We start from the raw sequence: 26,158 nt of genomic DNA, 5'->3' as shown, positions 1-26,158 counted from the left end.
CACCCCCGAGCCGCCCGGACCCCGATCAGGAGCCGCGACCCATGACCGACAGACACGACGCCGACCTCCCCTCCGCCTCGCGCGAGTACATCGCCGCGATCGACCAGGGCACCACCTCCAGCCGCTGCATCGTCTTCGACCGCGACGGGCGCATCATCTCCGTCGACCAGAAGGAACACGAGCAGATCTTCCCCAGGCCGGGCTGGGTCGAACACGACGCCGCCGAAATCTGGGCCAATGTCCAGGAAGTCGTCGCCGGCGCCCTGGAGAAGGCGCGGATCAGCAAGGACCAGGTCAAGGCGATCGGCATCACCAACCAGCGCGAGACGACCCTGCTGTGGGACCGGGCGACCGGCGAGCCGGTGCACAACGCCATCGTCTGGCAGGACACCCGCACCGACGCCCTCTGCCGCGAACTGGGCCGCAACGTCGGCCAGGACCGCTTCCGGCGCGAGACCGGCCTCCCGCTGTCCTCCTACTTCGCCGGCCCGAAGATCCGCTGGCTCCTGGACAACGTCGAGGGCCTGCGCGAGCGCGCCGAGCGCGGCGAGATCCTCTTCGGCACCATGGACTCCTGGGTCATCTGGAACCTCACCGGAGGCCCCGACGGCGGCGTCCACGTCACCGACGTCACCAACGCCTCCCGGACGCTGCTGATGAGCCTGCGCTCCATGGCGTGGGACGAGCGCATCTGCGCCTCCATCGGCGTCCCGGTCTCGGTGCTGCCCGAGATCCGCTCCTCCGCCGAGGTCTACGGCACCGCGAAGGGCGGCGCGCTGGACGGCGTGCCGGTCGCCTCCGCCCTCGGTGACCAGCAGGCCGCGCTCTTCGGCCAGACCTGTTTCGACGTCGGCGAGGCCAAGTCGACCTACGGCACCGGCACCTTCCTGCTGATGAACACCGGCACCGAGGCCATCAACTCCTACGCGGGCCTCATCACCACCGTCGGCTACCGCATCGGTGCCCAGGAGCCGGTCTACGCGCTGGAGGGCTCCATCGCCATCACCGGCGCCCTCGTCCAGTGGATGCGCGACCAGATGGGCCTGATCAACAGCGCGGCCGAGATCGAGACCCTCGCCCTGTCCGTCGAGGACAACGGCGGCGCCTACGTCGTCCCCGCGTTCTCCGGGCTGTTCGCGCCCTACTGGCGCTCCGACGCCCGCGGCGTCATCGCCGGCCTGACCCGTTACGTCACCAAGGCGCACATCGCCCGTGCCGTGCTGGAGGCCACCGCCTGGCAGACGCGCGAGATCGTCGACGCCATGAAGAAGGACTCCGGCGTCGAGCTGACCGCGCTGAAGGTGGACGGCGGCATGACGTCCAACAACCTGCTGATGCAGAACATCGCGGACTTCCTCGACGCCCCCGTGGTCCGCCCGATGGTCTCGGAGACCACCTGCCTCGGCGCCGCCTACGCCGCCGGACTGGCGGTGGGCTTCTGGTCGGGCACCGACGAGCTGCGCGCCAACTGGCGCCGGGCCGCCGAGTGGAACCCGCGGATGGACCCGGCCGAGCGCGACCGCGAGTACCGGTTCTGGCTCAAGGCCGTCCAGCGGACCATGGGCTGGCTCGCCGAGTCCGACTGACAGGACAGACCCACGGAACATGGAGAACCGACCGACATGAACACGCTGCACCCGACCGCCGCTCCCGGCCCGACCGGCCAGGCGGACCGGCGCGCCGAGACCAAGGAGCGGCTCGCCGCTGCCACCTACGATCTGCTGGTCATCGGCGGCGGCATCCTGGGCACCTCGGTCGCCTGGCACGCCGCGCAGTCGGGACTGCGGGTGGCGATGGTGGACGCCGGCGACTTCGCCGGCGCCACCTCCTCCGCCTCCTCCAAGCTCGTCCACGGCGGTCTGCGCTACCTGCAGACCGGCGCGGTCAGGCTCGTCGCGGAGAACCACCACGAGCGGCGCGTGCTGGCCCGGGACGTGGCCCCGCACCTGGTCAGCCCGCTCACCTTCTACCTGCCGGTCTACAAGGGCGGCCCGCACGGCGCGGTCAAGCTCGGCGCGGGCGTCTTCGCCTACTCCGCGCTGTCCGCCTTCGGCGACGGCGTCGGCCGCGTCATCTCCCCGGCCAAGGCCGCCGCCGCCAACCCGGCGCTGCGCACCGAGAACCTGAAGGCCGTCGCCGTATACGGCGACCACCAGATGAACGACGCCCGGGTCGCCGTGATGACCGTCCGGGCCGCCGTCCAGTCCGGCGCGGTCGTCCTCAACCACGCCGAGGTCACCGGCCTGCGCTTCACCGGCGGCCGGGTCACCGGCGCCGACCTCACCGACCGCCTCGACGGCGGCGAGTTCGGGGTGAACGCCCGCCTCGTCCTCAACGCCACCGGCCCGTGGGTGGACCACCTGCGCCGCATGGAGAACCCGGACGCCGCTCCCAGCATCCGGCTGTCCAAGGGCGCGCACCTCGTGCTGCGCCGCACCCAGCCCTGGGGCGCCGCGATGGCCACCCCCGTCGACAAGTACCGCATCACCTTCGCCCTCCCCTGGGAGGACATGCTGCTGCTGGGCACCACCGACGAGCAGTACGACGGCGACCCGGCCGACGTGCGCGCCACCGAGTCCGACATCCAGCAGATCCTGGACGAGGCCGCGTTCTCCGTGCGCGACGAGGCGCTGGACCGCTCCCTGATGACGTACGCCTTCGCCGGCCTGCGGGTGCTGCCCGGCGGCCCCGGCGGGGTCGAGTCGGCCAAGCGGGAGACCGTCGTCACCGAGGGCCGCGGCGGCATGCTGTCGGTCGCCGGCGGCAAGTGGACCACCTACCGGCACATCGGCCGCACGGTGCTGGACAAGCTGGCCAAGCTGCCCGGCGTGGCCCTCGGCAAGGACATGGAGCCCGTCTCCCACCTCGTCCGCCACGCGCCGCTGCCCGGCGTCGCCAACCCCAACGCGGTCGCCCACCGCCTGCTCGTGGACCGCGAGCCGGGCGTCGCCCTGGACCCGTCGACGGCCCGTCACCTGGCCACCCACTACGGCTCGCTGGCCTTCGACATCGCCGGCCTCGTCCACCAGGACCCGTCCCTCGGCGAGCGGGTCCACCGCGACGGCCCCGAGATCTGGGCCCAGGTCGTCTACGCGCGTGACCACGAGTGGGCGGAGACCGCCGACGACGTCCTGCGCCGCCGCACGACGCTGACGGTCCGTGGCCTGGACACCGAGGACGTCCGCACCCGCGTCGAGGAGCTGCTGGGCCGGAAGTCCTGACCCGCCGTCGTCCCCGCGCGGGCCGATCCGGGTGGACCGGCAGTGAACGGCTGGTCACCCCTGATCACCATGCGCATGCGTACGAGGACTGCGGGCTGGGCACGGTGACGCCGTAGGCTGGGGCCGCACGGAACACTTACGGCAGCCGGGCCGGGAGCACCCGCTCCGACCCGGCCGGGAGGAGGCGCTGGGTGATCGAGCTCGACGGAGTTCCCGAGCTGGTCGACCCGGTCATGGTGGCCGCGTTCGAGGGCTGGAACGATGCTGGTGACGCCGCCTCCGCCGCGGTCGCCCATCTGGAGCGGGAGTGGAAGGGCGAGGTGTTCGCGGCCCTGGACGCCGAGGACTACTACGACTTCCAGGTCAACCGGCCGCACATCTGGCTGGACGGGGGCGTGCGGCGCATCACCTGGCCGACGACGCGGCTGTCGGTGGTGCGCGTCGGCTCGGAGAACGGCCCGGTCAAGCGGCGGGACCTGGTGCTGGTACGCGGCATCGAGCCGAGCATGCGCTGGCGTTCGTTCTGCAACGAGATCCTCGGCTTCGCCCACGAGCTGGGCGTGGAGATGGTGGTGGTGCTGGGCGCGCTGCTCGGCGACACCCCGCACACCCGGCCCGTGCCCGTCACCAGCGTGACGTCCGACGAGGACCTCGCCCGCACGCTGGACCTGGAGGAGTCGCGGTACGAGGGCCCCACCGGCATCGTGGGCATCCTGCAGGAGGCGTGCACCCACGCCGGGGTGCCCGCCGTCACGCTGTGGGCGGCCGTCCCGCACTACGTGGCCCAGCCGCCGAACCCCAAGGCGTCGCTGGCGCTGCTGCACTCGCTGGAGGACCTGCTCGACGTCAACATCCCGCTGGGCGACCTCCCCGAGGACGCCCGCGCCTGGCAGATCGGCGTGGACCAACTGGCCGCCGAGGACAGCGAGGTGGCGGAGTACGTGAAGTCGCTGGAGGAGGCCAGGGACACCGCCGACCTGCCGGAGGCGACCGGCGAGGCCATCGCCAAGGAGTTCGAGCGCTATCTGCGCCGCCGCGACGGGCAGCCGCCCGCCGGGGACCCGGGAACCTATCTGCGCGACCCGGGCAGCGGCCGGACCAGACCCCGCCGCCGGCCGCCCGAGGGCGGCGAGGGCCAGGGACCCCAGGAGCCGGGACCGCCGCCCGGCCCCGGCCCCGGCCCCGACTCCGACGACTGACCGCCGGACCGCCGGGCCGCCGGGCCGCCGCACCACTGGTGCCCAGGGCCCGTCCTCACCGAGGCCGCCCCGCCCACGACGTTCCCCGGCCCGGAGGCTGGGCGGTGCCCCGGGCACGCACGCTCGCCGCGTTGCCGGATCGCCCGCGTACGCCCCCGCACGTCTGCCGGGGGGAACGAGGACGATCCCGCGCCCCGCGACCGCACACACCCGGGGGCACTTCCCCAGGCCCCGAGGGCTGGGGAAGCCCCGGGCCGGCCGGACGCCCCTGTGAAGCCGGCCCCTCAAGCGCGTAGCGGGAGCCGGGAGCGGCACGACTCCGGCCGTGCTCGAAGGCGACGCCCAGCCCTGGTGTGCCGACGTGGTGTGGCGTGGCCGCCCCGCTCCCGGAGGCGGCCCGGCAGGGGATCCACGGCCGTCCGGCGGTTCCGCGACGCGCCTTCAGAGCGCGACGCCCAGCAGCGCGTCCACCGCGCGGGACACCACGCCGGTGGCACCGGTGTCGTCGCCGCCCGCGCCGTGCTGGGCGTCCGCCCAGCGGTCCACGGCGGCCAGCGCCGCCGGGGCGTCGAGGTCGTCGGCCAGGGCCGCGCGGATCTCCTCGACCACCACCCCGGCCGGCGGCCCGTCGGGCCGGGAGACCGCGGCCCGCCAGCGCTCCAGCCGCCGCACCGCGGCCTCCAGATCGGCGTCCGTCCACTCCCAGTCCGAGCGGTAGTGGTGGGCCAGCAGCGCCAGACGGATCGCGGCCGGGTCGGTGCCGGCGGCGCGCAGCCGGGAGACGAAGACCAGGTTGCCCTTGGACTTGGACATCTTCTCCCCCTCGTAGGCCACCATCCCGGCGTGCACGTAGGACGCGGCGTACGGGTGCTCCCCGGTCAGGACCTGGGCGTGCGAGGCGCCCATCTCGTGGTGCGGGAAGGCCAGATCGGAGCCGCCGCCCTGCATGTCGAAGCCCATGCCGAGCCGGTCGAGGGCGATCGCGACGCACTCGATGTGCCAGCCGGGGCGTCCCGGGCCGAGCGAGGCGCCGTCCCACGAGGGCTCGCCGGGCCGGGCGGCCCGCCACAGCAGCGGGTCGACGGGGTTCTTCTTGCCGGGCCGCTCCGGATCGCCGCCGCGTTCGGCCGACAGCGCCCGCATCGCGGCGGCGTCCAGCCGGGACACGCCGCCGAAGTGCCGGTCGGACTCGACGGAGAAGTAGACGTCGCCGTCGAGGTCGTAGGCGGCGCCCATGGCCCGCAGCCGCTCGATGAGGGGAACGATCTCCGGTATCGCCTCCACGGCCCCGACGTAGTCGCGCGGCGGCAGGATCCGCAGCGCCGTCATGTCCTCGCGGAACAGCGCCGTCTCGCGCTCGGCCAGCGCCGTCCACTCCACGCCGGTGGCCGTGGCCCGCTCCAGCAGCGGGTCGTCGACGTCCGTGACGTTCTGCACGTAGTGCACCTGGCGCCCGGCGTCGAGCCACACCCGCTGGACGAGGTCGAAGGCGATGTACGTCGCCGCGTGCCCGAGATGGGTCGCGTCATAGGGGGTGATCCCGCAGACGTAGAGCCGCGCGAGCGGACCGGGGCTGAGCGTCACCGGGCCGTCCGTGGCGGTGTCGTGAACCGTGAGATCACGGCCCTGACCGGGCAGGACGGGAACCTTGGGTGCGGGCCAGGCATACATGGTCCGAGCCTATCCGCCCCTCCCGCGCCGGGACGACCGCACCCCGGCGCGGCCCCGCCGCACCCCGCGCCTACACCAGGGGCCAGGGGATGGCCGGCCACTCCCCGCTGGGCTCCGGGTACCGGCCCTCGCGCAGCAGGCCCGCCGTCCGCTCGCGCAGCGCCGCGCGCTCGGCCGGCGTGATCAGCTCGGCCAGCCGGGTCATCAGCGGCCCGTCGTGGGTGAGTTGGTCCTGAAGCCGGGTCAGGGCCTCGCGCACGTCCGGCGGCAGCGGCTCCCCGGCCCAGCCCCACAGGAGCGTGCGGAGCTTGTTCTCGGTGTGGAACGTGACGCCGTGGTCGATGCCGTACAGCCTGCCGTCCGCGAGCGGCAGCAGGTGGCCGCCCTTGCGGTCGCCGTTGTTGATGACGGCGTCCAGGGCGGCGACGCGGCGCAGCCGTTCGTCGTCGGCGTGCACCAGCAGTGCGGTCCGGCCGCCGCCGACGTCCGCGTAGCCCACGGCCTTCCAGCCCGGCTCCGGCTCGTCCGCCTCGACGAGGGCGAGCAGCCCGCCCGGGCCGCGCTCCGGGGCGTCCGGGTCGCCCGGGTCGTCGGGCGCCGGACCGACCCAGAGCTGGCACATGCCCTCGCCGAGCGGGCCGTCGCGCAGCACCGTGGGCGGCACGATGTCCCAGCCCAGCGCCCGGGACACCGCGTAGGCGGCGACCTCGCGCCGGGCGAGGGAGCCCTCGGGGAAGTCCCACAGCGGGCGCTCCCCCGCCACCGGCTTGTAGACGCACGGCAGCCGCCGGCCGTCGAGATCGGCGGTGGCGTACAGGACGGCGTTGGACGCCTCCGTGATGCGCCCGTGCAGGGTCAGCTCGCCGCGTTCCAGCACCGTCTCCGCCGTCACACCCGGCTTCTGCGGTATCCGTTCTGGCGCGGACATACGTGTCCTTCCGGGTCGAGCGGGAGGCTGCACAGCGGGCACGGCGGCCGGCCCGCGTTGACGACTTCGAGGGCGCGCTTGGCGAAGGCGCGGGCCATGGTGCCGCTGAGCCGGACGCGCAGCATGGGCGGGCCGTTCTCGTCGTCCCGCAGCAGCCGCTCCTCGGCCTCCGCGAACGCCTCCTCCGACTCGGCCTCCAGCTCGACCAGCGCCTGGGCCTCCACGATCATCCGCTCGTTCTCGCTGTCCCAGGCCAGGGCCATGGTGCCGACGCGGAACTCCTCCTCGACCGGCGTCTGGAGCGGGCCGGTGTCGGTCAGTTCGGCGGGCGCGACGGCCGGGACCGTGGTGTTGCCGCCCGAGCGCCGCACGACCTCGTCCAGAAGCTCATCGATGCGCTCGGCGAGCGCCTCCACCTGGGCCTTCTCCAGGGAGACACTGGTGGTACGGCCCGCCGCCGTTGCCTGCAGAAAGAAGGTACGGCGGCCAGGCAACCCGACCGTCCCGGCGACAAAGCGTTCGGGAGGGTCGTAGAGGAACACCTGACGGGACACGTACTGCTCCGTGGGGTCGACTGCTTGCTGCTTGAGACACTGGCACCCTACTGCGCTTCGCGATCAACGTGCCTAGGCACCGCCGCCCACCGGCGCCTCGGTGGCCTCGGAGGCGTCCCGGGCGGCCTCGTCGGTGTCCGGCACGAACTCCGACAGGTCGCCGGTGTCGCCGAAGCGCAGCAGCAGCGGCGGCTCGCCGTAACGGATGGCCGTCACGGACGCCGGGTGCGGCACGATCCGCTGGAACAGGTCGAGATGGAGCCCGAGGGCATCGGCCACGACGGCCTTGATGTTGTCGCCATGGGTGCACATCAGCCAGACGGCGTCCGGGCCGTGCTCGGCCGCGATCCTGGTGTCCCACTCCCGGGCCGCGGCCACCACGCGGGCGTGCATGGAGCGCAGCGACTCGCCGCCGGGGAAGACGACGGCGGACGGCTGGCGCCGGACGGTCACCATCAGCGGGTCCTCGGCGAGTTCCTTGAGCCTGCGGTTGGTCCACTCGCCGTAGTCGCACTCGACGATCCGCTCCTCCGCGTGGACCGGAAGCTCCGGCCGCGCCGCGCGCAGCGGCGCCAGGGTCTGCGCGCACCGCTCCAGCGGGCTGTGCACGGCGGCGGCCAGCGGGATGCCGGACAGCCGCCCCGGCAGCGCGGCGGCCTGCGCGGCGCCGTGCGCGTCGAGGCCGACGCCGGGCGTTCGACCGGCCAGCACCCCCGAGGAGTTGGCGGTGGTCCGGCCGTGACGGAGGAGCAGCAGGGTGGGCATGTGTGCCAGCCTAGGCCAGGCCCGGGGACCGGTCAGGCGAGACCGGCGCGCTCCAGTGCCTCGACGCCGGCCCGCAGCGAGGCGAGCCGCTCGTCGAGGGTGAAGCCCGCGGGGGCGAGGGAGAGGGTGGTGACCCCGGCCTCGGCGTAGGCCCGCATCCGGTCCGCGACGCGCTCCACGGGCCCGATGAGGGTGGTGGAGTCGATCAGCCGGTGCGGGACGGCCGCCGCGGCGCCCTCCTTGTCGCCGGACAGGTACCGCTCCTGGATCTCGGCGGCCTCCTTCTCGTACCCCATGCGCCGGGCGAGCCGGTTGTAGAAGTTCTGCTCGCGGCTGCCCATGCCGCCGACGTAGAGCGCGGTGTAGGGACGGAAGTGGTCGGCGAGCGCCTCGACGTCGTCGCCGATCGCCATCGGCACGGTCGGCACGACGTCGAAGCCGTCGAGGGTCTTCCCGGCCTTGGCGCGGCCGGCGCGCAGCGCGCCGAGCGTGGTCTCCTCGGCGTGCTCGGGGGCGAAGAAGATGAGCAGGGCGCCGTCCGCGATCTCGCCCGTCTGCTCCAGGTTCTTCGGGCCGATGGCGGCGATGTAGAGCGGGACGCGGTCGCGGACCGGGTGCACGGTGAGCTTGATGGGCTTGCCGGGGCCGCCGGGCAGCGGCAGCGTCCAGTGCTCGCCCTCGTGGGTGAGGCGCTCGCGGGCCATCGCCTTGCGGACGATCTCCACGTACTCCCGGGTCCGGGCCAGCGGCCGGTCGAACCTGACGCCGTACCAGCCCTCGGAGACCTGCGGCCCGGAGACCCCGAGACCGAGGCGGAAGCGCCCGCCGGAGAGGGAGTCCAGGGTGGCGGCCGTCATCGCCGTCATGGCCGGGGCGCGGGCCGGGATCTGGAAGATGCCGGAGCCGACGTCGATGCGCCGGGTCTGGGCGGCGACCCAGGCCAGCACGGTCGCCCCGTCCGAGCCGTACGCCTCGGCGGCCCAGCAGACGGCGTAGCCGAGCCGGTCGGCCTCCTGGGCGACCGCGAGGTTGTCCGCGTCCATCCCGGCTCCCCAGTAGCCGAGATTGATTCCAAGGCGCATCGTCGCTCCTCCGCCGCCGCTCTACCGACAAGTAACACACCGGTCCCCCGGGACTGTACTGCGTCGGCGCAAGTACGCTCAACGGCCATGGATCTCAGGCACCTGGGCCGCACCGGCCTGCGCGTCTCCCGGCTCGGTCTCGGCACCCTCACCTGGGCGCGGGACACCGGCGAGGACGACGCCTCGGAACTGCTGAAGACGTTCTGGGAGGCGGGCGGCACCCTGGTGGACACGGCCGACGTGTACGCGGACGGCGGTGCGGAGTACCTGCTGGGGCGGCTGCTCGGGAGCGTGGTGCCGCGCGAGGACCTGGTGATCGCCACCAAGGCGGGCAGCGTGCCGGATCCGGACCGCCGTTTCGACACCTCGCGCGGGCATCTGCTGGCCGCGCTCGACGGCTCGCTGGAGCGGCTCGGCGTCGACCACGTGGACCTGTGGCAGGTGCACGCCTACGACCCGGCGACGCCGCTGGAGGAGACGCTCCAGGCCCTCGACATGGCGGTCTCCAGCGGCCGGGCCCGGTACGCCGGGGTGTCCAACTTCTGCGGCTGGCAGCTCGCCAAGGCCGCCGCCTGGCAACTGGCCGCGCCGGGCACCCGGTTCCCGCTCGCCAGCACCCAGATGGAGTACTCCCTGCTGCAGCGCGGGGTGGAGCGTGAGGTGCTGCCCGCCGCGCTCGACCTGGGCGTCGGGCTGCTGCCGTCCTCGCCGCTCGGGCGCGGGGTGCTCACCGGCAAGTACCGCCAGGGCGCGCGGCCGGCGGGCTCGCGCGGGGCCTCCGAGCAGCTCGGGGCGTTCGTCGCGCCGTACCTGGACGAGGCGGCCGGCCGGATCGTGGACGCGGTGACGATAGCGGCGGACGGGCTCGCCGTCACCCCGCTGCAGGTGGCCCTGGCGTGGGTGCGCGACCGGCCGGGGGTGACGGCGCCGATCGTGGGCGCGCGGACGGCGCGGCAGCTCGCCCAGGCGTTGTCAGTGGAGGCCCTTAACCTTCCGGAGGAGATCCGCCGAGCGCTCGACGACGTCTCGGCGCCGCTGCACCGTTACCCCGACCAGGACTGGAGCTCGCTGTGACCGACGGGAACGACGTACCGCCCCTCGACGCGGCGGCCCGGCTGCGTGCCGCGGTGCGGGCCGTGGAGAGCGGCGAGCGGTCGGCCGCCTCGTTCTTCACCCGGCCCGCTCCCCCGCCGCCGCGCCCGGCTCCGGCGCGGGGCGCGGCCGGTGCGCCGGAGCCGACCGCCCGGCCGGTGTCCGTGCCGGACGAGGTGCCCGCGCTGCTGGCCAGGGGCGGGGCGCCGGAGGCGCTGGCGCCGAAGGTGGTGGCGGCGCTGGGCGAGGGCGCGGCCGGAGAGCTGGCCGCCGATCCGTGGCGGCTGCTCGCGGTCGAGGGGGTGCGCCCCGAGCAGGCGGACGGCTTCGCCCGGGCGCTGCTCGAACAGGAGTGCGCCCCGGACGACGAGCGCAGGACCCGCGCCCTGACGGTGTGGCTGCTGGAGCGCGCCGCGCTGGCCGGGCACACGGCCCTGGAGCCGGCGGCCGTGGCCAAGGGCCTGGCGCGGCATGCCGTGCCCGATCCGGACGAGGCGGTGCGGGACGCCATCGAGGCGGGCGCGGTGCTGGTCTTCCAGGACGGGGACGCGGCGCCGGGCGAGGAGACGGAGGGCGGGGCCGCGGTCCAGGTGCTGCTGGGGCTCGACCGGTTCGCGCTGGCGGAGGAGAGCCTGGCGGACGGGCTGTTCCGGCTGCGCGGCACGTTCACGGCGCCGGACGGCGGCGGGGCGGACTGGGCGACGGCTGCCGACGCGGCGCCGTCGCCGTCCGCGGCCGAGCTGATCCGGGCGGCGGCGGACAGCCCGCTGGTGGCGCACACCGGTGGGGAGGCCGCGCGGGCCGAGCCGGCCGCACTGGTCGCGGCGGCCCGGTCGCTGGGCCTGCGGGCGTTCGCCGCCGCGCACGGCCCGGACGGGCGGCGGCGGCTGGCCGGGCTGCTGCCGGAGGACGCGGCCGACGCGGCCGTCACCGTGTCCGGGCTGCTCACCGGCCAGGAGGGCCCGGGGCGGGACGGCGAGGGGCTGCTCGCCCTCGACGTGCTCGCCGTCTCGGACGCCTCCCAGCTCGGCACCGAGGCCGCCGCGGCGCTGGTCGAGTCGCTGCCGGACGGCGCGCGGCTGGTGCTCAGCGGCGACCCCATGCTGCTCGGCCCGGCCGGCGCGGGGCAGGTCTTCGCGGACGTGCTGGCCGCCGGCGTCTGCCCGCGCGTGGTGTCGCGGACGCCGGATCCCGGCCCGGTCGGGGAGCTGCTCTCCGGGGTCGGTGCCGGGGAGCTGTCGCAGGTGGCGGCGCCGGGCAAGGAGGTGGTGATCGTGCCGGTGCGGGACGCGGGCGAGGCCGTGCACCGGGCGGTCCAGCTCGTCGCGGACTCGATTCCGCGCGCCTTCGGCCGGTCCGTGGACGAGGTGCAGGTGATCACGCCGGGACACGGCGGCGCGGCGGGCACCCGCGCGCTCAACGCGGCGCTGAAGGCCCGGCTGAACCCGGGGCCGGGCCGGTTCGGCGGCTTCGATCCGGGCGACCGGGTCGCGTACTCCCCCGCGCCGGGCCGGACCCGGCTCGTGACGGTCGACGACGCCGACGCGGACGGCCTGTGGCTGCGGGACGCGGACGGCCGGTTCGCCGTGGCCAGGGAGCTGGTGCCGGACACCGTGCGGCACGGCTGGGCGGTGACCGCCCATCAGGCGGCGGGGAGCCGCTGGCCGGCGGCCGTGGTGGTGCTGCCGGGCGACGCGGCGCGCGACCTCGACCGGGCCTGGGTCTACACGGCGTTCAGCCGCGCCGAGTCGCACCTGTCGGTGGTGCAGGGCACCGGCCCCGCACTGGCCCACGCGGTCGCCGCACCCCCCGCGGACACGCGCGGCACCCGCCTACGCACCCTGCTCCACGAACAGACGACCACCGCGCCCGGCCCCCCGGCGGCCGACTAGGGCCCGGCCCGGGCACGCACCCTCGCGGCGTTGCCGGATCGCCCACGTACCGCTCCCCCGGGCGTGGTCCCCGGGGGAACGAGGACGATCCGGCGCCGTGCGCTCGCACGCGCCCCGGGGTACCCCCGGGGGAGCCGTGGGCGGCCGGACGCCCCCTGGGACGACGGCCCCCGGTGTGGTGTCCCGGGAGGTCGCCGCCGGCCGACGAGGGCGTGAGTCCGGGACTGCGGCCTCGGGAGGACGAGGGCGGCCCACGGCGACGTGCGGACCCGCCCGTGGCCGGATGCCGGTCCCGCGGGGGCCGGGCGATGGGCCCCGAGGGCGCTGCCGATCACGCGTCCACGGCCCGTCGTCCCCCCGTCTCCGTCCCCTCGGAGGCTGTGCCGCCCGGTTCAGTCGATGGCGTCCAGGTCGTCCTCCTCGAACGCCTCGCTGATGTCGAAGCGGCAGACGACCCGCTCCGGGTCGACGGAGTCGAAGGGGGCGGCCAGCCACTCCCCCGGCTCGGCCGGCTCGTCGGCGGCCAGCACCCAGAGCGTGGCGTCGCCCTCCTCCAAACCGAACTCCTTGTGCCGGGAGGCGATTTCGTCGGGATCGAACTCGCCGAAGAGCACGGTGAGCGCGGCGTGCGTGCTGCGGCCCGCCGTCTCCGGCGCGTCCGGCTCGTCCTCGTCGGCCGCCTCCGGGTCCAGCTCCGCGACCCGCTGGGCCTGCGCCAGCAGCCGTCTCGGCTCGACCACGGTGTAGTCCCTGCGGATGAACACGCTGAGGGCGTCCGGCTCCGCCGGCCCGGTGTAGGGCGCACCGCCCTCGGTGTCCGGGACCTCGAAGGGGGTGACCTCGTCGTAGACGTCGTACAGCAGCTCGTCGTAAGCCTCGCCCGCGGCGGCCATCTCGTTGAACGCGGCGAAGACCGAGGCGTCCGCCTCGGGCCCCGCACCGGGCGACGCCGCGCGCCGTTCGATCGCGGCCAGGTGCCGGTCGATGGCCTCTTTGAGCGCGTCGGCGGCGGCGCGCACTTCGGCAGCGTGGGGCTGCACAGCATCAGACATGGTGCAGACGGTATCGGCAAGCAGGGCTTGCCCGCACAATAGATTCGATGCCGGAATACGAGTTTCGCGATGTGTACGTGCCCCGGGGGGTCTCCCGCGCGGCAGCCACCCGTCTGCTGACGGAGCACGCCGAGTACGGCCACTGGGAGCTGGCCCGGCTCCGCCTGTACCCGGACGGCAGCCGCCGGGTGCGCCTGCGGCGCCGGATCATCCGTCAGCTCCGCCCCACATGGTGACGAGTGGGCCCCCCCGTCGGGCGGGGCCCACTCGTCCGGTCAGCACACCGGGTGAGGTGCTGGTGTCTCAGCCCCGACGGGCCAGCCGGCCGCGCTGGTAGAGCACCACGCCGCCGACGAGGAGACCGGCGCCCAGCGGCAGCGCGCCGCCCATGGCCAGGTCGTCGCCGGTCTGGGCGAGTTCCCCGCCCTCGGCCTCGTCCATGTCGTCCGCCGCGGCGCCGGCCGGCTCGTGCTCCGGCTCGTCGGAGTCGGCCGGGGTCTCCTCGGAAGGAGCGGTCCCCTCGTCCGGCCGGCCGCCCGGGCCGGGCTCGGCCGGGGCCTCGGGCTCCTCCGGCCCACCGGGCTGCTCGGGCTCGCCCGGCTCGCCGGGCTGCTGACCGCCGCCGGTGTTCGCGCAGTCGTTGCCGAACGCCGGGTTCAGGACGCCGACGACGTCGATCGTGTTGCCGCAGGCGTTGATCGGCACGCCGACCGGGACCTGCACGTTGTTGCCCGACGCGACGCCGGGCGAACCGACCGCCGCGCCCTGGGCCTCGGCGCCGGCGGAGCCGGAACCGGCCTCCTGGGTGCCGCCCTGGCTCTCGCCCTCGCCCTCGCCCTGGCCGTCCTGGCCCTGGCCCTCGCCCGGCGCCGGAGCCGGGTCCTCGGCGTCGCTGTGGCCGCCACCGCCGACGTTGGCGCACTGGTTGCCGAACGTGGGGTTCAGCGCGCCGGCCACGTTCACGGTGTTGCCGCAGGCGTTGACCGGCACGCCGACCGGGACCTGCACGTTGTTGCCCGACGCGACGCCGGGCGAACCGACCGCCGCGCCGTCGGCGTCCGCGCCCGACGCGTGCGCGGAGCCGGTCGCGAACGCCAGCAAGCCGCCCGCGGCGGCTACGGTGATCAGGCCCTTCCTCGTGACCTGTCGCATGGTTGTTTCCCTGCCTCGTCATGTATGGGACGCGGGGTGGGGGAAGAGGGCACCCGCGCCCGCTGTGAAACCGGAACGGCCCCGGAGTGCGGAGCTCGCACCCCGGGACCGTGGTTCAAGCCCTCGTGGAGTGGGGCCAGGATCAGGCGTTGACGCAGGTGTTGCCGAAGGCGGGGTTCAGCAGGGCGATGATGTTGACCGTGTTGCCGCAGATGTTGATCGGGATGCCGATCGGGATCTGGACGTTGTTGCCGGAGATCACACCCGGGGAACCGACCGCAGCGGCCTTCGCGTCCGCGCCGGAGTCGGCCACGGCAAGGCCCGCGCCCGCCATCATCAGGCTGCCGGTAACGGCCGCGGTGGCGACGACCTTCTTGATCATTATTCCTCCTCGTTGACAATGCGGCCCCAGCCGGGGACTGCACTGGATGCAACGAGATGGCCGAAAGCAGGGCACGAACCGACGCTATCTTTCACCCACTCTGAGGAATCTCGTACGCCAGCACGATTATTTGAGCGTTTGTGTTCAGCACTGATCGAGGAAGCGATCGAGCACGCGCGCTCCGAACCTCAGGCCGTCAACGGGCACCCGCTCGTCCACGCCGTGGAACATCCCCGCGAAGTCCAGCTCGGGCGGCAGCTTCAGGGGCGCGAACCCGAAGCACCGGATGCCCAGGTCGTCGAAGGACTTCGCGTCCGTCCCCCCGGACAGCATGTAGGGGACGGCCCGCGCCACCGGGTCCTCCGCCACCAGCGCCGACTGCATCGCCTCGACCAGGGCCCCGTCGAACGTCGTCTCCAGCGCCTTGTCCGTGTGCACGTCCTCACGCCGGACGCGGGGGCCGAGGACGCGGTCGAGGTCGGCGAGGAACTCCTCCTCGAAGCCGGGCAGGAACCGGCCGTCCACGTGCGCGGTCGCGGTGCCGGGGATGACGTTGACCTTGTAGCCGGCGCCGAGCTGGGTGGGGGCGGCGGTGTTCTGCAGCGTGGCGCCGATGATCTTGGCGATGCCGCCGAGCTTGGCCAGCGTCTCGTCCATGTTCTCCGGGTCGAGCTCGGTGCCGAGGGCGTCGGACAGCTCGTCGAGGAAGGCCCGGACGGTCTTGGTCACCCGCACCGGGAACCGGTGCCGGCCGAGGCGGGCCACGGCCTCGCACAGCTCGGTGATGGCGTTGTCGTTGTTGGTCATCGACCCGTGGCCGGCGGTGCCCTCCACGGTCAGGCGCATCCAGTGCATGCCCTTCTGCGCGGTCTCGATGAGGTAGAGGCGCAGGTTCTCGTTGACCGTGAACGAGAAGCCGCCGACCTCGCTGATCGCCTCGCTCACGCCTTCGAACAGCTCCGGGTGACGGTCCACCAGGTACCGCGCGCCGTGGACGCCGCCCGCCTCCTCGTCGGCGAGGAAGGCGACGACGACGTCGCGGGGGGGCTTGCGCCCGGAGCGCAGCCGGTCGCGGACGACGGCCAGGGTCATCGCGTCCATGTCCTTCATGTCGACCGCGCCGCGGCCCCAGACGCAGCCGTCGGCGATCTCGCCGGAGAAGGGGTGGTGGGTCCAGTCGGCGGCGTCGGCGGGCACCACATCGGTGTGACCGTGGATGAGCAGCGCGGGCCGCGAGGGGTCCTCGCCCTCGATGCGCGCCACGGTGGAGGCCCGGCCCGGGTGCGACTCGAAGATCCTGGGCTCCAGGCCGACTTCGGCGAGCCGCTCGGCGACGTACTCGGCGGCGGCCCGTTCGCCGGGCCCGGAGTGGTCGCCGTAGTTGCTGGTGTCGATGCGGATGAGGTCCTGGCACAGTCCGACGACCTCGTCCTCGGCGGACGTCGCGCTCTTGCTGCCCCCGGCACGGTCCGGGGTCGGGGTCGACTGGCTCACGCTGTATTCCTCCTGCGATGGGGTCCGTTCCCATCCTCCCCCGTCGGGCCGGGGATCGCGCAGGCCGGGACGTCGCGCGGGCCGGGACTTTGCTATGGTTGCCCGCGTCGCCGCGACACCACCACCGTCCCGGCGCCACACCCCGTCCGGGTGGCGGAATGGCAGACGCGCTAGCTTGAGGTGCTAGTGCCCGTTTAAGGGCGTGGGGGTTCAAGTCCCCCCTCGGACACCGGAGAAGACCCCAGTCGACCTGGGGTTTTTCTCTTGTGGGGGCCTTGGGTGACCAACGGCGCGACCGGCCGGCGGGGGCGTCGCGTGCGGAAGGCGGGGGTGGGCGTGGTTGCCCGGCAGGTGAGGGTGCCCGTTGGCGCGGACGCGGAGCGGTGGGTGACGCGCCGGGGGTGCCGCCGGGTGCTGTTCGTCGTGCACAACGTGACCTCCGCGACCCGGCTGCTGGACGTCCTGCCGCTGTTCCGGGACGACCCGCGCGTGCAGATGCTGGTGACGTGCACGGGGTCGTCGCCGTTCCTGGCCGGGGTGCCGGAGCTGCTGGGGGCGACGGGGCTGCCGGTGCTGCCCTGGGAGCAGGCGGTGAGCCTGCCGGTGGACCTCGCCGTCGCGGCCAGCTATGGCGGTCAACTGGATGCAATTCAGGGCAAGTTGGCGGTCATTTCACACGGGGTCGGGTACAATAAGAGACTGCCCGGGCCAGCGGCCAGCGGCCAGCGGCCAGCGGCCAGCGGCCAGCGGCCAGCGGCCAGCGGCCAGCGGCGTTCGGGTTCGGTCCGGAGCTGCTGCGCGACGGGGAGCCGATAGCCGCCGCGACCGTGCTGTCCCACCCCGAGCAGCTCGGCCGTCTCGCCGCCTCCTGTCCGCCGGCGGTGCCGACCGCCGTGCTCGCCGGGGATCCCTGCTACGACCGGATTCTGGCCGCCCTTCCGGAGCGTGACCGGTTCCGGCGGGCTCTGGGGGTCGCCGGGGGCCAGCGGCTGGTCGTGGTCACCTCCACCTGGGGGCCGCGCTCCCTCCTCGGCAGCGAGGCGGCCGTCGACGCGCTGCTCACCGTCCTGCCGCGCCTGACGGCGGAGTTGCCCGCCGACGAGTACCGCGTGGCCGCCGTGCTCCACCCGAACATCTGGCACGGGCACGGCCCCGGCCAGGTGCGGGCCTGGCTGGACCGCGCCCGCCGGGCCGGGCTCGTGCTGATCCCGCCGCTGGAGGCGTGGCGGCAGGCGCTGGTCGCCGCGGACTGCGTCCTCGGAGACCACGGCTCGGTCACCTTCTACGCCGCCGCCATCGGCCGGCCGGTGCTGCTGGCCGCCTTCCCCGGCGCCGACCTCGACCCCGGCTCGCCCGTCGCGGCCCTGGGGCGGGCGGCGCCCCGGCTGGGGCCGGGGGACCCGCTGCGGGCCCGGCTCGACCGGCTCATGGAGCGTCACGACCCGGCCCGCCACGCCGCGCTCGCGGCGCAGGTGAGTTCGGCCCCGGCCCGTTCCGCCGCGCTGCTGCGCGCGCTGTTCTACGGCCTGATCGGCGTCGCGGAGCCCCCCGGACCCGCGGTCCTGGACCGGCTTCCGCTGCCGTCGCCCGAGCCGGCCGGGCGCACGGCGCCGGTGCGCGTGCTCACCCGCCTGGTCGGGGAGGTGGCCGACCGGACGATCGCCGTCAGCCGGTACGCCGACGCGCCGTACGAGCCGGAGGCGGACGGCTTCGACCGGGCGCACACCGCGGTGCACGAGGAGACGCGGGACACGAGCAGGCTGCGCGTCGCGGACGTGATCCTGCGGTACGCGGCCGAGGACGACCCGCGTGTCGGTCCGCCGGCCGCGTGGACGGCGGAGGTGCTGGAGCGGCATCCGGGCAGCCAACTGGCGGCGTACGTCACCGGCCCGGACACCTGCACGGTGCGGGCGCGCGGCGGCGGCCCGCTCCGCCTCACCGCCGCACCGGACGCCACCGGCCGTCGTGACCTGTGCGACCCGGCGGCCTATGCCTCGGCCCTGTACGCCTGGCTGGCCGAGGGCGGACCCCTCGGGGACGCCGTGGCACACGGCATCACGGTGGTGACGGGCCGGACCGGTCACCACGTGCGCGTCGAGCCGCCCGGCGACACCCGGGACGATCGGGGCCGCCGACGGTGACGGCCGTCCGCCGGCGTTCCTCCCCCACCACCGGACGCCCCGTGCGGGGCCGGAGGTCGGCGGGGCGTCGTGCCGCCGGAACGTCCTAGCCGTCGAGGTCCGCCAGGCGGGTGTCCAGGTGTGCCACGAGGGCTGTCTCGCCCGTCCTCTCGTAGCGCGACCTCGCCATGCGCAGGTAGTGGACCTCGCCCCGGGGGTCGGACAGTTCCCTCGCGCAGCGGGCCCGGAGGCGGGCCGCTTCGGCCTCGTGGATCCAGGCGCCTTCCGCCGTCAGGACCGTCAGGGCGTCGTCGAGGGGCTGGCGGGCGGCGGACGGGTCGCCGGCCTCGAGGAACGTCTCGCCGAGGCTGGTCTGGACGCGTGCCTCGTTGTAGGGGTCTCGGTCGTCCAGCTCGCGGAAGAGGACCAGGGCGTGCAGGAGTTGCCGTACGGCGTCGTCCAGGCGGCCCTGTCCGCGCAGGGCGCGTCCGGTGTGGTGGGCCAGGATCGCCGTGGCGCGCGGCACGTCCCGCGCCCCGTCCTGGCCCGGGGCGATGGTGGCCAGGGTCCGCGCCGCGTCCGCGAAGAGGGTCTCGGCCTCCTCGTACCGCCACTGCCGCAGCCGCAGCAGGCCGAGCGTCTCCAGGGCGGTGGCCTCTCCCCTGCTGTGCCCGGCGCGCCGGTCGGCCGAGGCGGCGGCGCGCAGTTCCTCCTCGGCCTCCTCGAACCGCCGGAGGCCCATCAGCGCGAAGGCCCGCTGGACGCGCATCCGGCCCTCTGCCCGCGCGTCGCCGAACGCCTCGACGCAGCGGCGGGCGGCGGCCACACCGAGCGTGTGGGTGGTGGCCCACTGGTCGTAGAAGCCCAGCTTGAGGTGCAGGCCCCACATCGCCTCGCACACCTGCCAGGCGAGGTCGTCGAAGCCGTGCTCGTCGGCCGCCCGGACGGCCTCGACGAGGTTCTCGCGTTCGCGCCGCAGCCAGTCCAGCGCCCGGCCCGCGCGCTCGGGTCCGGCCGCGCCCCAGGAGTCGTCGTCGTGGCCGGCGAGTTCCCGGTAGGCGGGGCCGAGGCGCCAGCGGCCCGGCAGCACGGCCGTGTCGGCCGCCGCCGCGCCGCGCAGGAACCAGCGCACGACCAGCCCGGTGGAGCGGGTGAGTTCGCGGGGCTCCTCCTCCTGGCGGGCCCGGCGTTCGGCGTGCTGCCGGACCAGGTCGTGGAAGCGGTACCGCTCCTCCCCGACCTCCTCCAGCAGGTGCACGCCCGCCAGTTCCTCCAGCAGGGCGCGGGCCCGGCCCTCGTCCTCGATCCCGGCGGCGGCGGCCGCGGCGCCCACCGGGACGCCGGGCCAGGGACGCAGGCCCAGCAGCCGGTAGAGGCGGGCGGCGGGCGGGCTCAGCTCGCGGTAGGAGAGATCGGTCGCCCGGAAGGCGGGGTTCTCCCCTTGACCACCGCCCCGCACGGGATCGTCGTCCTCGCCCGGGGTCTCCTCGTCAGGCGTCGTGAGGTCCCGCACGATGCGCTCCCAGCTCAGGTGTTCGCGTTCGGCGGCGCGGGCCCCGGTGGCGCACAGGGCGAGCGGCATGCCGCCGCAGGAACCGGCGGCGGCCTCGGCGTACGCGGGCTGCTGGGCGATGCGCGCCGGGCCGACGATGCGGGTGAGGAGCCGTACCGAGTCGGCCGCGGACAGCGGCCCCAGCGCGATGAGGCGCGCTCCGTAGTCCCGCACCAGTTCGGGCAGCCGGTAGCGGCTGGTGACGAGGACGAGCGACCGGGGCGAGGCCGTCAGCAGCGGCACGATCTGGGGCGCCGAGTGGGCGTTGTCGAGCAGCACGACGAGGCGGCGGTGGGCCGTCTGGTCGCGGTACAGGTCGGCCTGCGCCTGCTCGTCGCGCGGGATGCGGCTCGGCGGCACGCCCAGGCCGGTCAGGAAGCGGACGAGGATCTCGGACGGGGCGACGGCGGTGGCGGCGGAGACCCCGCGGAGGTCGGCGTAGAGCTGGCCGCCGGGGAAGCGGTCGGCGAGGGCGTGCGCGCAGTGCACGGCGGTGGCCGTCTTGCCGATGCCGCCGGGGCCGAGCAGGGCCACGAGGCCGGGTCCCCGGGAGTCCTCGCCCAGGCCGTCCACCACCTCCTCGACGGTGGCGAGCACCTGCTCGCGGTCGGTGAACGCGGCGGTGCCGGGCGGGAGGAGGCGGGGCCGGGCGGTGGCGAGGGGCCTGTCGCGGCCGGGTGGCGCGGTGACCGGGGCGGCGTCCCGCAGCCACGATTCCAGGTCGCGGGCGAAGCCGGGGTCGCGGCGGGCCTCGTCCAGCAGGCGGTCGGCCAGTTCGCGCCGGGTCTCGGTGTCCTCGGGCAGCGCCGGCGGCTCGTCGCCGTCCCGGTGCCGGATCCGCCGCACCAGGCCGGCCAGCGCCTCGGAGGCCCGGCGTCCGAACTCCCCGGCGGCCCCGGCCACGGCGTCGGAGGTCACCGACTCGACCGCCGACACCACGGCCGCCGTCGTCAGCAGATCCACGGGCCCTCCCCCGGCTCGACCTTTCCAAGTACGTTATCGGACGCGGGGGTTCGAAAGGCCGTGCGGCGGCGGGCGCGGCGTGCCGGGGGCGTGGATCGTCTCCCGCGCGCGGGGGCCGCCAGGCGCTGAGGGGGACGGCGACGAGGCCGTCGATGGGCTTCGGGTTCAGGGCCGTGTTCGACCACGGTCCGGGCGGCGCCGCGGATCCGGCGTCGGCGCCGAGGCGGGCCGGGGCGAGGACGAGGGCGCGCGCGGAGGAGGGCAGCGCGGCGCCGTGGACGGTTCCCCGCATGCCCGCGAGGGTCTGGTCGCCCGCGTCCACGAGATGGCCGCGGACGGTGACCACGTCCGGGTTCAGGAGACGGATGGCTGCGGCAAGGAGACGCCGCCGATCCGGCGGCCCGCGCGCCGCAGCGCCTGGCTCGCCGGGCCGGGCGGTCTCCCCGGCCGTCGCCGTGTTCAGGCAGCGGCGGCGCCCGGCGGGGGCAGGGCCTGCCGCAGGTCGTGTCGCTGGGTGCGCTGGACGCGGTGGGGGGTGCCCAGCGGTTCGCCGGAGGGCGCCCGCACCGACGCGGCGAGGACGGCGGCGGCAGGCCGGAGCGGGTCACGGCCGAGGAGCCGGAACGCGTCGGGCCGTCGTCACAGCCCGGCCCGACGGCGCCCACGCCCCGGTCACGCTGCTGGTGCCGTTGCGCGGTGTGTCCGCGCCGGGCGCGCCGGGCGGGCCGTTCCACGACCCGGCGGCGGGGTCCCGCTTCGCGGCCGTGCGCAGGCAGGCCGACCGGCGGCGGGTGGCGGGTGGCGGAGCGGGCCGCGGTGGAGTGCCGAGGGGCGGCCGGGACGGTGCGGCGGCGGCGATTGTTGCGGCGGTGTTGCCGTGGGATGGGCGCGCCTTGCGGTCCTGTGGCCATCGGCCGTCCGGCCTTCCCCGGCCCTCTGGCCTGCCCTAACGTGATCGGTGCCCGAGCCGGTGAGCCGCCGGGAAGCAGCCGGGAAGCCGCGAGAGGGAGGGAGGAGGGGCCGTGTCCGTCACCGACGCGTACCGGGCGGACCGCCATGTCCGCGCGGCCTCCTGCCCCGCGCCGGGCGATGTCCGCGCCGTGAGCGCCCGCGTGCTCGGTCGGTGCCCCGGCACGAGCTGTACGCCGGGCGCCGCGGAGCGCTGACCAGCCGCTCCCCGCTCCGCCCCCGCCCGCCTCCCGTCCCCGGCCCTCCGTCACCGCGCCGTCTACGGCGCGTCCCTCGCCCTTCCGGCCGCGCCGCCGCGCCGTCGCGCCCGTTCTCTCCGTTCCAAGGGGTACACCAGTCATGAGCCAGTCCGCCGAATCCGCCACCCCCGCCTGGTCGTTCGAGACCAAGCAGATCCACGCCGGGGCCGCGCCCGATCCGGCCACCGGGGCCCGGGCGGTGCCCGTCTACCAGACGACCTCGTTCGTCTTCCGCGACACCGAGCACGCCGCGAACCTCTTCTCGCTCGCCGAGCCGGGCAACATCTACACCCGCATCCACAACCCCACGACGGACGTCTTCGAGCAGCGGATCGCCGCGCTGGAGGGCGGCGTGGGGGCGGTGGCGCTGGCGTCGGGGCAGGCCGCCGAGACGCTGGCGATCCTCAACCTGGCGGGGGCCGGGGACCACATCGTCTCCAGCACCTCGCTGTACGGCGGGACGTACAACCTGTTCCGGCACACGCTCCCCCGGTTCGGCATCGAGGTGTCGTTCGTCGACGACCCGGACGACCTCGCCGCCTGGCGGGCGGCGGTCCGCCCGAACACCAAGGCCTTCTTCGGCGAGTCGCTGGGCAATCCGCGCGGCAACGTCCTCGACATCCGGGCGGTCGCGGACGTCGCCCACGCGGCGGGCGTGCCGCTGATCGTGGACAACACGGTGCCGACGCCGTTCCTGCTGCGGCCCATCGAGCACGGTGCCGACGTGGTCGTGCACTCGGCGACGAAGTTCCTCGGCGGGCACGGCACCACCATCGGCGGGGTCGTGGTCGACGGCGGCTCGTTCGACTTCGGCGCGCACCCCGACCGCTTTCCCGGCTTCAGCGAGGCGGACCCCAGTTACCACGGCCTGCGCTACTGGGAGGCCCTGGGCCCCGGCGCCTACGGGATCAAGCTGCGGGTGCAGCTCCTGCGCGACCTCGGGCCGGCGCTGGCACCGCACTCCGCGTTCCTGCTGCTGCAGGGCGTCGAGACGCTGAGCCTGCGCATCGAGCGGCACTCGGCCAACGCGCTGGCGCTGGCGGAGTGGCTGGAGCAGCGCGACGAGGTGCGCGCCGTGCACTATCCGGAACTGCCGTCCAACCGCTGGTACGAGGCGGCCGGGCGCTATCTGCCGAACGGCGCGGGCGCGGTGCTGTCGTTCGAGCTGCGGGACGGTGCCGAGGCGGGCAAGCGGTTCGTGGACGCGGTGGAGTTGTTCAGCCATCTCGCCAACATCGGTGACGTGCGCAGCCTGATCATCCACCCGGCGTCGACCACGCACAGCCAGCTCGACCCGGAGCAGCTCGCGGCCACCGGCACGTCGCCGGGGCTGGTGCGGCTGTCGGTCGGTCTGGAGAACGTCGCGGATCTGAAGGCGGACCTGGAGGCCGGGTTCCGCGCGGCGAAGGGCGCGTCCTGACCGCGTCCGCGCCGCCGTCCCCCCTCCTGCCGGCCTCCGGGGCCTGGCAGGAGGGGGTCTCGCCACCCGGCCGCCGCCGGTGGGTGGCGCTGGAGAAGCCGCTGCCGCTGGAGTCCGGGGGTGAACTGCCGGGCGTGCGACTGGCGTACGAGACCTGGGGGCGGCTGGCGGCCGACGCGTCGAACGCGGTGCTGGTGCTGCACGCCCTCACCGGGGACAGCCACGCCGCGGGCCCGGCCGGGCCCGGCCACCCCACGCCGGGGTGGTGGGACCGGCTGATCGGCCCGGGGCGGGCACTGGACACCGACCGCTGGTTCGTGGTGGCGCCGAACGTGCTGGGCGGCTGCCAGGGCAGCACGGGCCCCGCGTCGTTCCGGCCGGACGGCCGGGGGCGGTGGGGCGGCGGCTTTCCCCGGCTGACGCAGCGTGACCAGGTCGCGGCGGAAGCGGAGTTGGCCGACGCGCTGGGCATCGGCGCCTGGGCGCTGGTGGTCGGCGGCTCGATGGGCGGGATGCGCGCCCTGGAGTGGGCGGTGTCCCGCCCGCACCGGACGCGTGCCCTGCTGCTGCTCGCCTGCCCGGCGGCGGCGAGCGCCGAGCAGATCGCGTGGGCGGGCGTCCAGGTGGGCGCGATCCGCGCCGACCCGGCCTGGCGGGACGGCGACTACTACGACGCGGCACCCGGGCTCGGCCCCCACACGGGCCTGGGCCTGGCCCGGCGGCTGGCGCAGGTGACGTACCGCAGCGAGGCCGAACTCCAGGCGCGCTTCGGCCGGTTGCCCCAGGGGGACGGCCGGTACCAGGTGGAGTCGTATCTCGACCACCACGCCGAGAAGCTGATCCGCCGCTTCGACGCGGGCAGTTACGTGGTGCTGACGGAGGCGATGAACACCCACGACATCGGCCGCGGCCGGGGCGGCACGGCTCCCGCCCTGCGCCGGGTCACGGCCCGCACCCTGGTCGCGGGCATCGACTCGGACCGCCTGTACCCCCTGTCCCAGCAAGCCGAACTGGCCAACGGCATCCCCGCCGCGGACCGCCTGCGCATCCTCGAATCCCCCCACGGCCACGACGGCTTCCTGATCGAGACCGACCAGGTGGCAACGCTGATATGGGAGTTGACGGAGACCTGAGGCGGTACCCCGCCCTTCAGGCCGTCGGCGGCGGCAGGGGCCGCTGATCGGGGCCCGGGGGCGAGGTGGGCTCGTCGAGACCGAGGAGCCGGTACATCAGGGTCCGCATGCACGCGTTGAACCGGCCGGGCTCGGACGACAGCAGCGCGCCGATGCGTTGGTGATCCTCCCGGCGGTACCGCTCGGCGGCGGACCGGAGTTGGTCCGGCAGTGGCTCGGTCGGGGACAGGGCGGGCGCGACGGCGGCGAGAGCGGCGGCCGGTGAGTCGGCCGCGATGTCGCGGCCGGGGCGGCAGGCCATCAGGATGGGCACGCCGGTCAGGGTGCCGTACGCGGTGACGGAGCCGTGGTCCCCGATGATCACGTCGCTCGCGATCAGCAGCGGCTCCCAGTCGGCCTCCGGCGGGACGAGCACGGCGCCCCGGCGGAGGGAGTCGGCCAGCCAACCGCGGATCTGCCAGCTCCCGTGCGCCGCCCAGACGTTGGGGTGCGCCAGCACCACGACGCGGTACCGGTCCCCGGGCAGTTCGGCGAGCAGCCTCGGCAGCAGGGTGGCGAAGTGTCCGAACGCGGCGGAGCGTCCCCAGGTGGACGCGACCACCACGAGCCGCTCGTCTCCGCTCAGGCCCAGCGCCCGCCGGTAGGCCGCGCGCCGCGGCAGGCCGGCCACGATGCGGTCGTGGCACGGGTCCCCGACCACCGTGGCCACGGGCAGCGCCTCGGGACACGAGCGGGCCAGGGCCCGCAGATCCCGCTCGTGGGAGAACGCGATGGCCGCCGGGACCACACGTCCGTCGTGGACCAGGTGCCGGCGGCTGAGCATGCCCGGCGTCCGGTCCTCGCCGTTTCCGGCCCGGCGGAGCAGCTTGATGTGTCCGGCTCCGTGCGGCAGCCGGATCAGCGGCGCCCTGACCCGGTCGATGCCCTGCGAGCCGGCCGCCAGGGCCAGGTCGAACTCCGCGGTGACGGCCTGCCGCCAGGGGACGACCGCGATTCCCCGGTGGAGGAGATGCTCCGCGACTCCGGCTCCGAAGGCGTGCGGTGCCGCGGTGAAGACGATCTGGATCCGCGGGTCCGCTCGGAGGAGCCCGACGACGTCCATCACGCGCTGTGCGTACGCGAGCGTGTGGACGACGGCGAGCACCGTCCTGCGGACCGGGACGGTGGCCCACTCCCCCTGTCGCAGCACCGCGGGCACCGTCCGCTCGTCTCCGGTCGTCATGGCGTGAGAACGCGGAAATGCCCCGCTACCCGGAGGTCCGGGTAGCGGGGCTGAGG

Annotated in this window: 22 protein-coding genes and 1 tRNA gene; 12 read left to right on the top strand and 11 right to left on the bottom strand. The window is 75.0% G+C overall.

Going from position 1 to position 26,158, the window contains the following annotated elements; all coding sequences use genetic code 11:
* Window positions 1–41 precede the first annotated feature (41 nt).
* From glpK to ACSNOC_RS02905, 3 genes are all read left to right on the top strand, one after another.
* The gene (gene glpK / locus ACSNOC_RS02915) at window positions 42–1,586 is read left to right on the top strand and encodes a glycerol kinase GlpK (protein ID WP_436745601.1); all 1,545 of its coding nucleotides are present in this window, start codon (window positions 42–44) and stop codon (window positions 1,584–1,586) included.
* A 36-nt stretch (window positions 1,587–1,622) separates the two neighbouring features.
* Entirely contained in the window at window positions 1,623–3,221 is a 1,599-nt protein-coding gene (locus ACSNOC_RS02910) for an FAD-dependent oxidoreductase (RefSeq protein WP_436745600.1), read from the top strand.
* 191 nt (window positions 3,222–3,412) lie between these two features.
* Complete coding sequence (locus ACSNOC_RS02905) at window positions 3,413–4,420, top strand: PAC2 family protein (protein WP_436745599.1); 1,008 nt, start codon at window positions 3,413–3,415, stop codon at window positions 4,418–4,420.
* Between the two features lie 441 nt (window positions 4,421–4,861).
* On the opposite strand, the gene mshC is transcribed toward ACSNOC_RS02905, so the two are convergent.
* The 5 genes from mshC to ACSNOC_RS02880 form a co-directional block, all read right to left on the bottom strand.
* Window positions 4,862–6,091 (bottom strand): cysteine--1-D-myo-inosityl 2-amino-2-deoxy-alpha-D-glucopyranoside ligase, encoded by a 1,230-nt coding sequence (mshC, locus tag ACSNOC_RS02900; RefSeq protein WP_436745598.1) that lies wholly within the window; start codon window positions 6,089–6,091, stop codon window positions 4,862–4,864.
* Between the two features lie 70 nt (window positions 6,092–6,161).
* Window positions 6,162–7,019: an SCO1664 family protein gene (locus ACSNOC_RS02895; RefSeq protein WP_436745597.1), complete on the bottom strand. Its 858-nt coding sequence runs from the start codon at window positions 7,017–7,019 to the stop codon at window positions 6,162–6,164.
* Window positions 6,980–7,573 (bottom strand): DUF3090 domain-containing protein, encoded by a 594-nt coding sequence (locus tag ACSNOC_RS02890; protein WP_436745596.1) that lies wholly within the window; start codon window positions 7,571–7,573, stop codon window positions 6,980–6,982. The genes ACSNOC_RS02895 and ACSNOC_RS02890 overlap by 40 nt, the downstream gene beginning before the upstream one ends.
* A gap of 72 nt (window positions 7,574–7,645) precedes the next feature.
* Complete coding sequence (locus ACSNOC_RS02885) at window positions 7,646–8,338, bottom strand: MSMEG_4193 family putative phosphomutase (RefSeq protein ID WP_436745595.1); 693 nt, start codon at window positions 8,336–8,338, stop codon at window positions 7,646–7,648.
* Window positions 8,339–8,370: 32 nt separating this feature from the next.
* The gene (locus ACSNOC_RS02880; protein WP_436745594.1) at window positions 8,371–9,420 is read right to left on the bottom strand and encodes an LLM class F420-dependent oxidoreductase; all 1,050 of its coding nucleotides are present in this window, start codon (window positions 9,418–9,420) and stop codon (window positions 8,371–8,373) included.
* 87 nt (window positions 9,421–9,507) lie between these two features.
* Between ACSNOC_RS02880 and ACSNOC_RS02875 the strand changes: the two genes are divergently transcribed.
* Window positions 9,508–10,494 (top strand): aldo/keto reductase, encoded by a 987-nt coding sequence (locus tag ACSNOC_RS02875; RefSeq protein WP_436745593.1) that lies wholly within the window; start codon window positions 9,508–9,510, stop codon window positions 10,492–10,494.
* Window positions 10,491–12,404: a helix-hairpin-helix domain-containing protein gene (locus tag ACSNOC_RS02870; RefSeq protein WP_436745592.1), complete on the top strand. Its 1,914-nt coding sequence runs from the start codon at window positions 10,491–10,493 to the stop codon at window positions 12,402–12,404. The genes ACSNOC_RS02875 and ACSNOC_RS02870 overlap by 4 nt, the downstream gene beginning before the upstream one ends.
* Before the next feature lie 392 nt (window positions 12,405–12,796).
* On the opposite strand, the gene ACSNOC_RS02865 is transcribed toward ACSNOC_RS02870, so the two are convergent.
* Entirely contained in the window at window positions 12,797–13,456 is a 660-nt protein-coding gene (locus tag ACSNOC_RS02865) for a hypothetical protein (protein WP_436745591.1), read from the bottom strand.
* Window positions 13,457–13,503: 47 nt separating this feature from the next.
* On the opposite strand from ACSNOC_RS02865, the gene ACSNOC_RS02860 reads away from it, so the two are divergent.
* Window positions 13,504–13,692 carry a DUF5703 family protein gene (locus tag ACSNOC_RS02860; protein ID WP_059008558.1) on the top strand — a complete coding sequence of 63 codons (189 nt, stop codon included), beginning with the start codon at window positions 13,504–13,506 and terminating at the stop codon, window positions 13,690–13,692.
* A gap of 67 nt (window positions 13,693–13,759) precedes the next feature.
* Here ACSNOC_RS02860 and ACSNOC_RS02855 read toward each other — a convergent pair whose 3' ends face one another.
* The 3 genes from ACSNOC_RS02855 to ACSNOC_RS02845 form a co-directional block, all read right to left on the bottom strand.
* Window positions 13,760–14,608 (bottom strand): chaplin, encoded by an 849-nt coding sequence (locus tag ACSNOC_RS02855; RefSeq protein ID WP_436745590.1) that lies wholly within the window; start codon window positions 14,606–14,608, stop codon window positions 13,760–13,762.
* Window positions 14,609–14,750: 142 nt separating this feature from the next.
* Window positions 14,751–14,990: a chaplin gene (locus ACSNOC_RS02850; RefSeq protein ID WP_436745589.1), complete on the bottom strand. Its 240-nt coding sequence runs from the start codon at window positions 14,988–14,990 to the stop codon at window positions 14,751–14,753.
* Window positions 14,991–15,134: 144 nt separating this feature from the next.
* A complete protein-coding gene (locus ACSNOC_RS02845; RefSeq protein ID WP_436745588.1) occupies window positions 15,135–16,484 on the bottom strand; it encodes a M20/M25/M40 family metallo-hydrolase in 1,350 nt (449 codons plus the stop codon).
* A gap of 144 nt (window positions 16,485–16,628) precedes the next feature.
* Between ACSNOC_RS02845 and ACSNOC_RS02840 the strand changes: the two genes are divergently transcribed.
* The 3 genes from ACSNOC_RS02840 (at window position 16,629) to ACSNOC_RS02830 (ending at window position 18,625) form a co-directional block, all read left to right on the top strand.
* A tRNA-Leu gene (locus tag ACSNOC_RS02840) sits at window positions 16,629–16,713 on the top strand.
* A 122-nt stretch (window positions 16,714–16,835) separates the two neighbouring features.
* Window positions 16,836–17,300, top strand: coding sequence for a hypothetical protein (locus tag ACSNOC_RS02835; RefSeq protein WP_436745587.1), 465 nt, complete (start codon window positions 16,836–16,838; stop codon window positions 17,298–17,300).
* Between the two features lie 11 nt (window positions 17,301–17,311).
* On the top strand, window positions 17,312–18,625 hold the full coding sequence (locus ACSNOC_RS02830) for a hypothetical protein (protein WP_436745586.1): 1,314 nt from the start codon (window positions 17,312–17,314) through the stop codon (window positions 18,623–18,625).
* A gap of 85 nt (window positions 18,626–18,710) precedes the next feature.
* On the opposite strand, the gene ACSNOC_RS02825 is transcribed toward ACSNOC_RS02830, so the two are convergent.
* The gene (locus tag ACSNOC_RS02825; protein ID WP_436745585.1) at window positions 18,711–21,119 is read right to left on the bottom strand and encodes a tetratricopeptide repeat protein; all 2,409 of its coding nucleotides are present in this window, start codon (window positions 21,117–21,119) and stop codon (window positions 18,711–18,713) included.
* A 1,022-nt stretch (window positions 21,120–22,141) separates the two neighbouring features.
* Here ACSNOC_RS02825 and ACSNOC_RS02820 point away from each other — a divergent pair.
* From ACSNOC_RS02820 to metX, 3 genes are all read left to right on the top strand, one after another.
* Window positions 22,142–22,285 (top strand): hypothetical protein, encoded by a 144-nt coding sequence (locus ACSNOC_RS02820; RefSeq protein WP_436745584.1) that lies wholly within the window; start codon window positions 22,142–22,144, stop codon window positions 22,283–22,285.
* 142 nt (window positions 22,286–22,427) lie between these two features.
* Window positions 22,428–23,747 carry a bifunctional o-acetylhomoserine/o-acetylserine sulfhydrylase gene (locus tag ACSNOC_RS02815; protein ID WP_436745583.1) on the top strand — a complete coding sequence of 440 codons (1,320 nt, stop codon included), beginning with the start codon at window positions 22,428–22,430 and terminating at the stop codon, window positions 23,745–23,747.
* The gene (gene metX, locus ACSNOC_RS02810; protein ID WP_436745637.1) at window positions 23,744–24,880 is read left to right on the top strand and encodes a homoserine O-acetyltransferase MetX; all 1,137 of its coding nucleotides are present in this window, start codon (window positions 23,744–23,746) and stop codon (window positions 24,878–24,880) included. The genes ACSNOC_RS02815 and metX overlap by 4 nt, the downstream gene beginning before the upstream one ends.
* A gap of 16 nt (window positions 24,881–24,896) precedes the next feature.
* On the opposite strand, the gene ACSNOC_RS02805 is transcribed toward metX, so the two are convergent.
* Window positions 24,897–26,102, bottom strand: a complete 1,206-nt coding sequence (locus ACSNOC_RS02805) for a hypothetical protein (protein WP_436745582.1) — start codon at window positions 26,100–26,102, stop codon at window positions 24,897–24,899.
* Window positions 26,103–26,158 lie beyond the last annotated feature (56 nt).

Source organism: Streptomyces sp. URMC 129 (assembly GCF_051386415.1).
Lineage (GTDB): Bacteria > Actinomycetota > Actinomycetes > Streptomycetales > Streptomycetaceae > Streptomyces.
The sequence above is the reverse complement of the archived record's forward strand: the minus strand, read 5'-3'. Positions and strand labels throughout refer to the sequence as shown.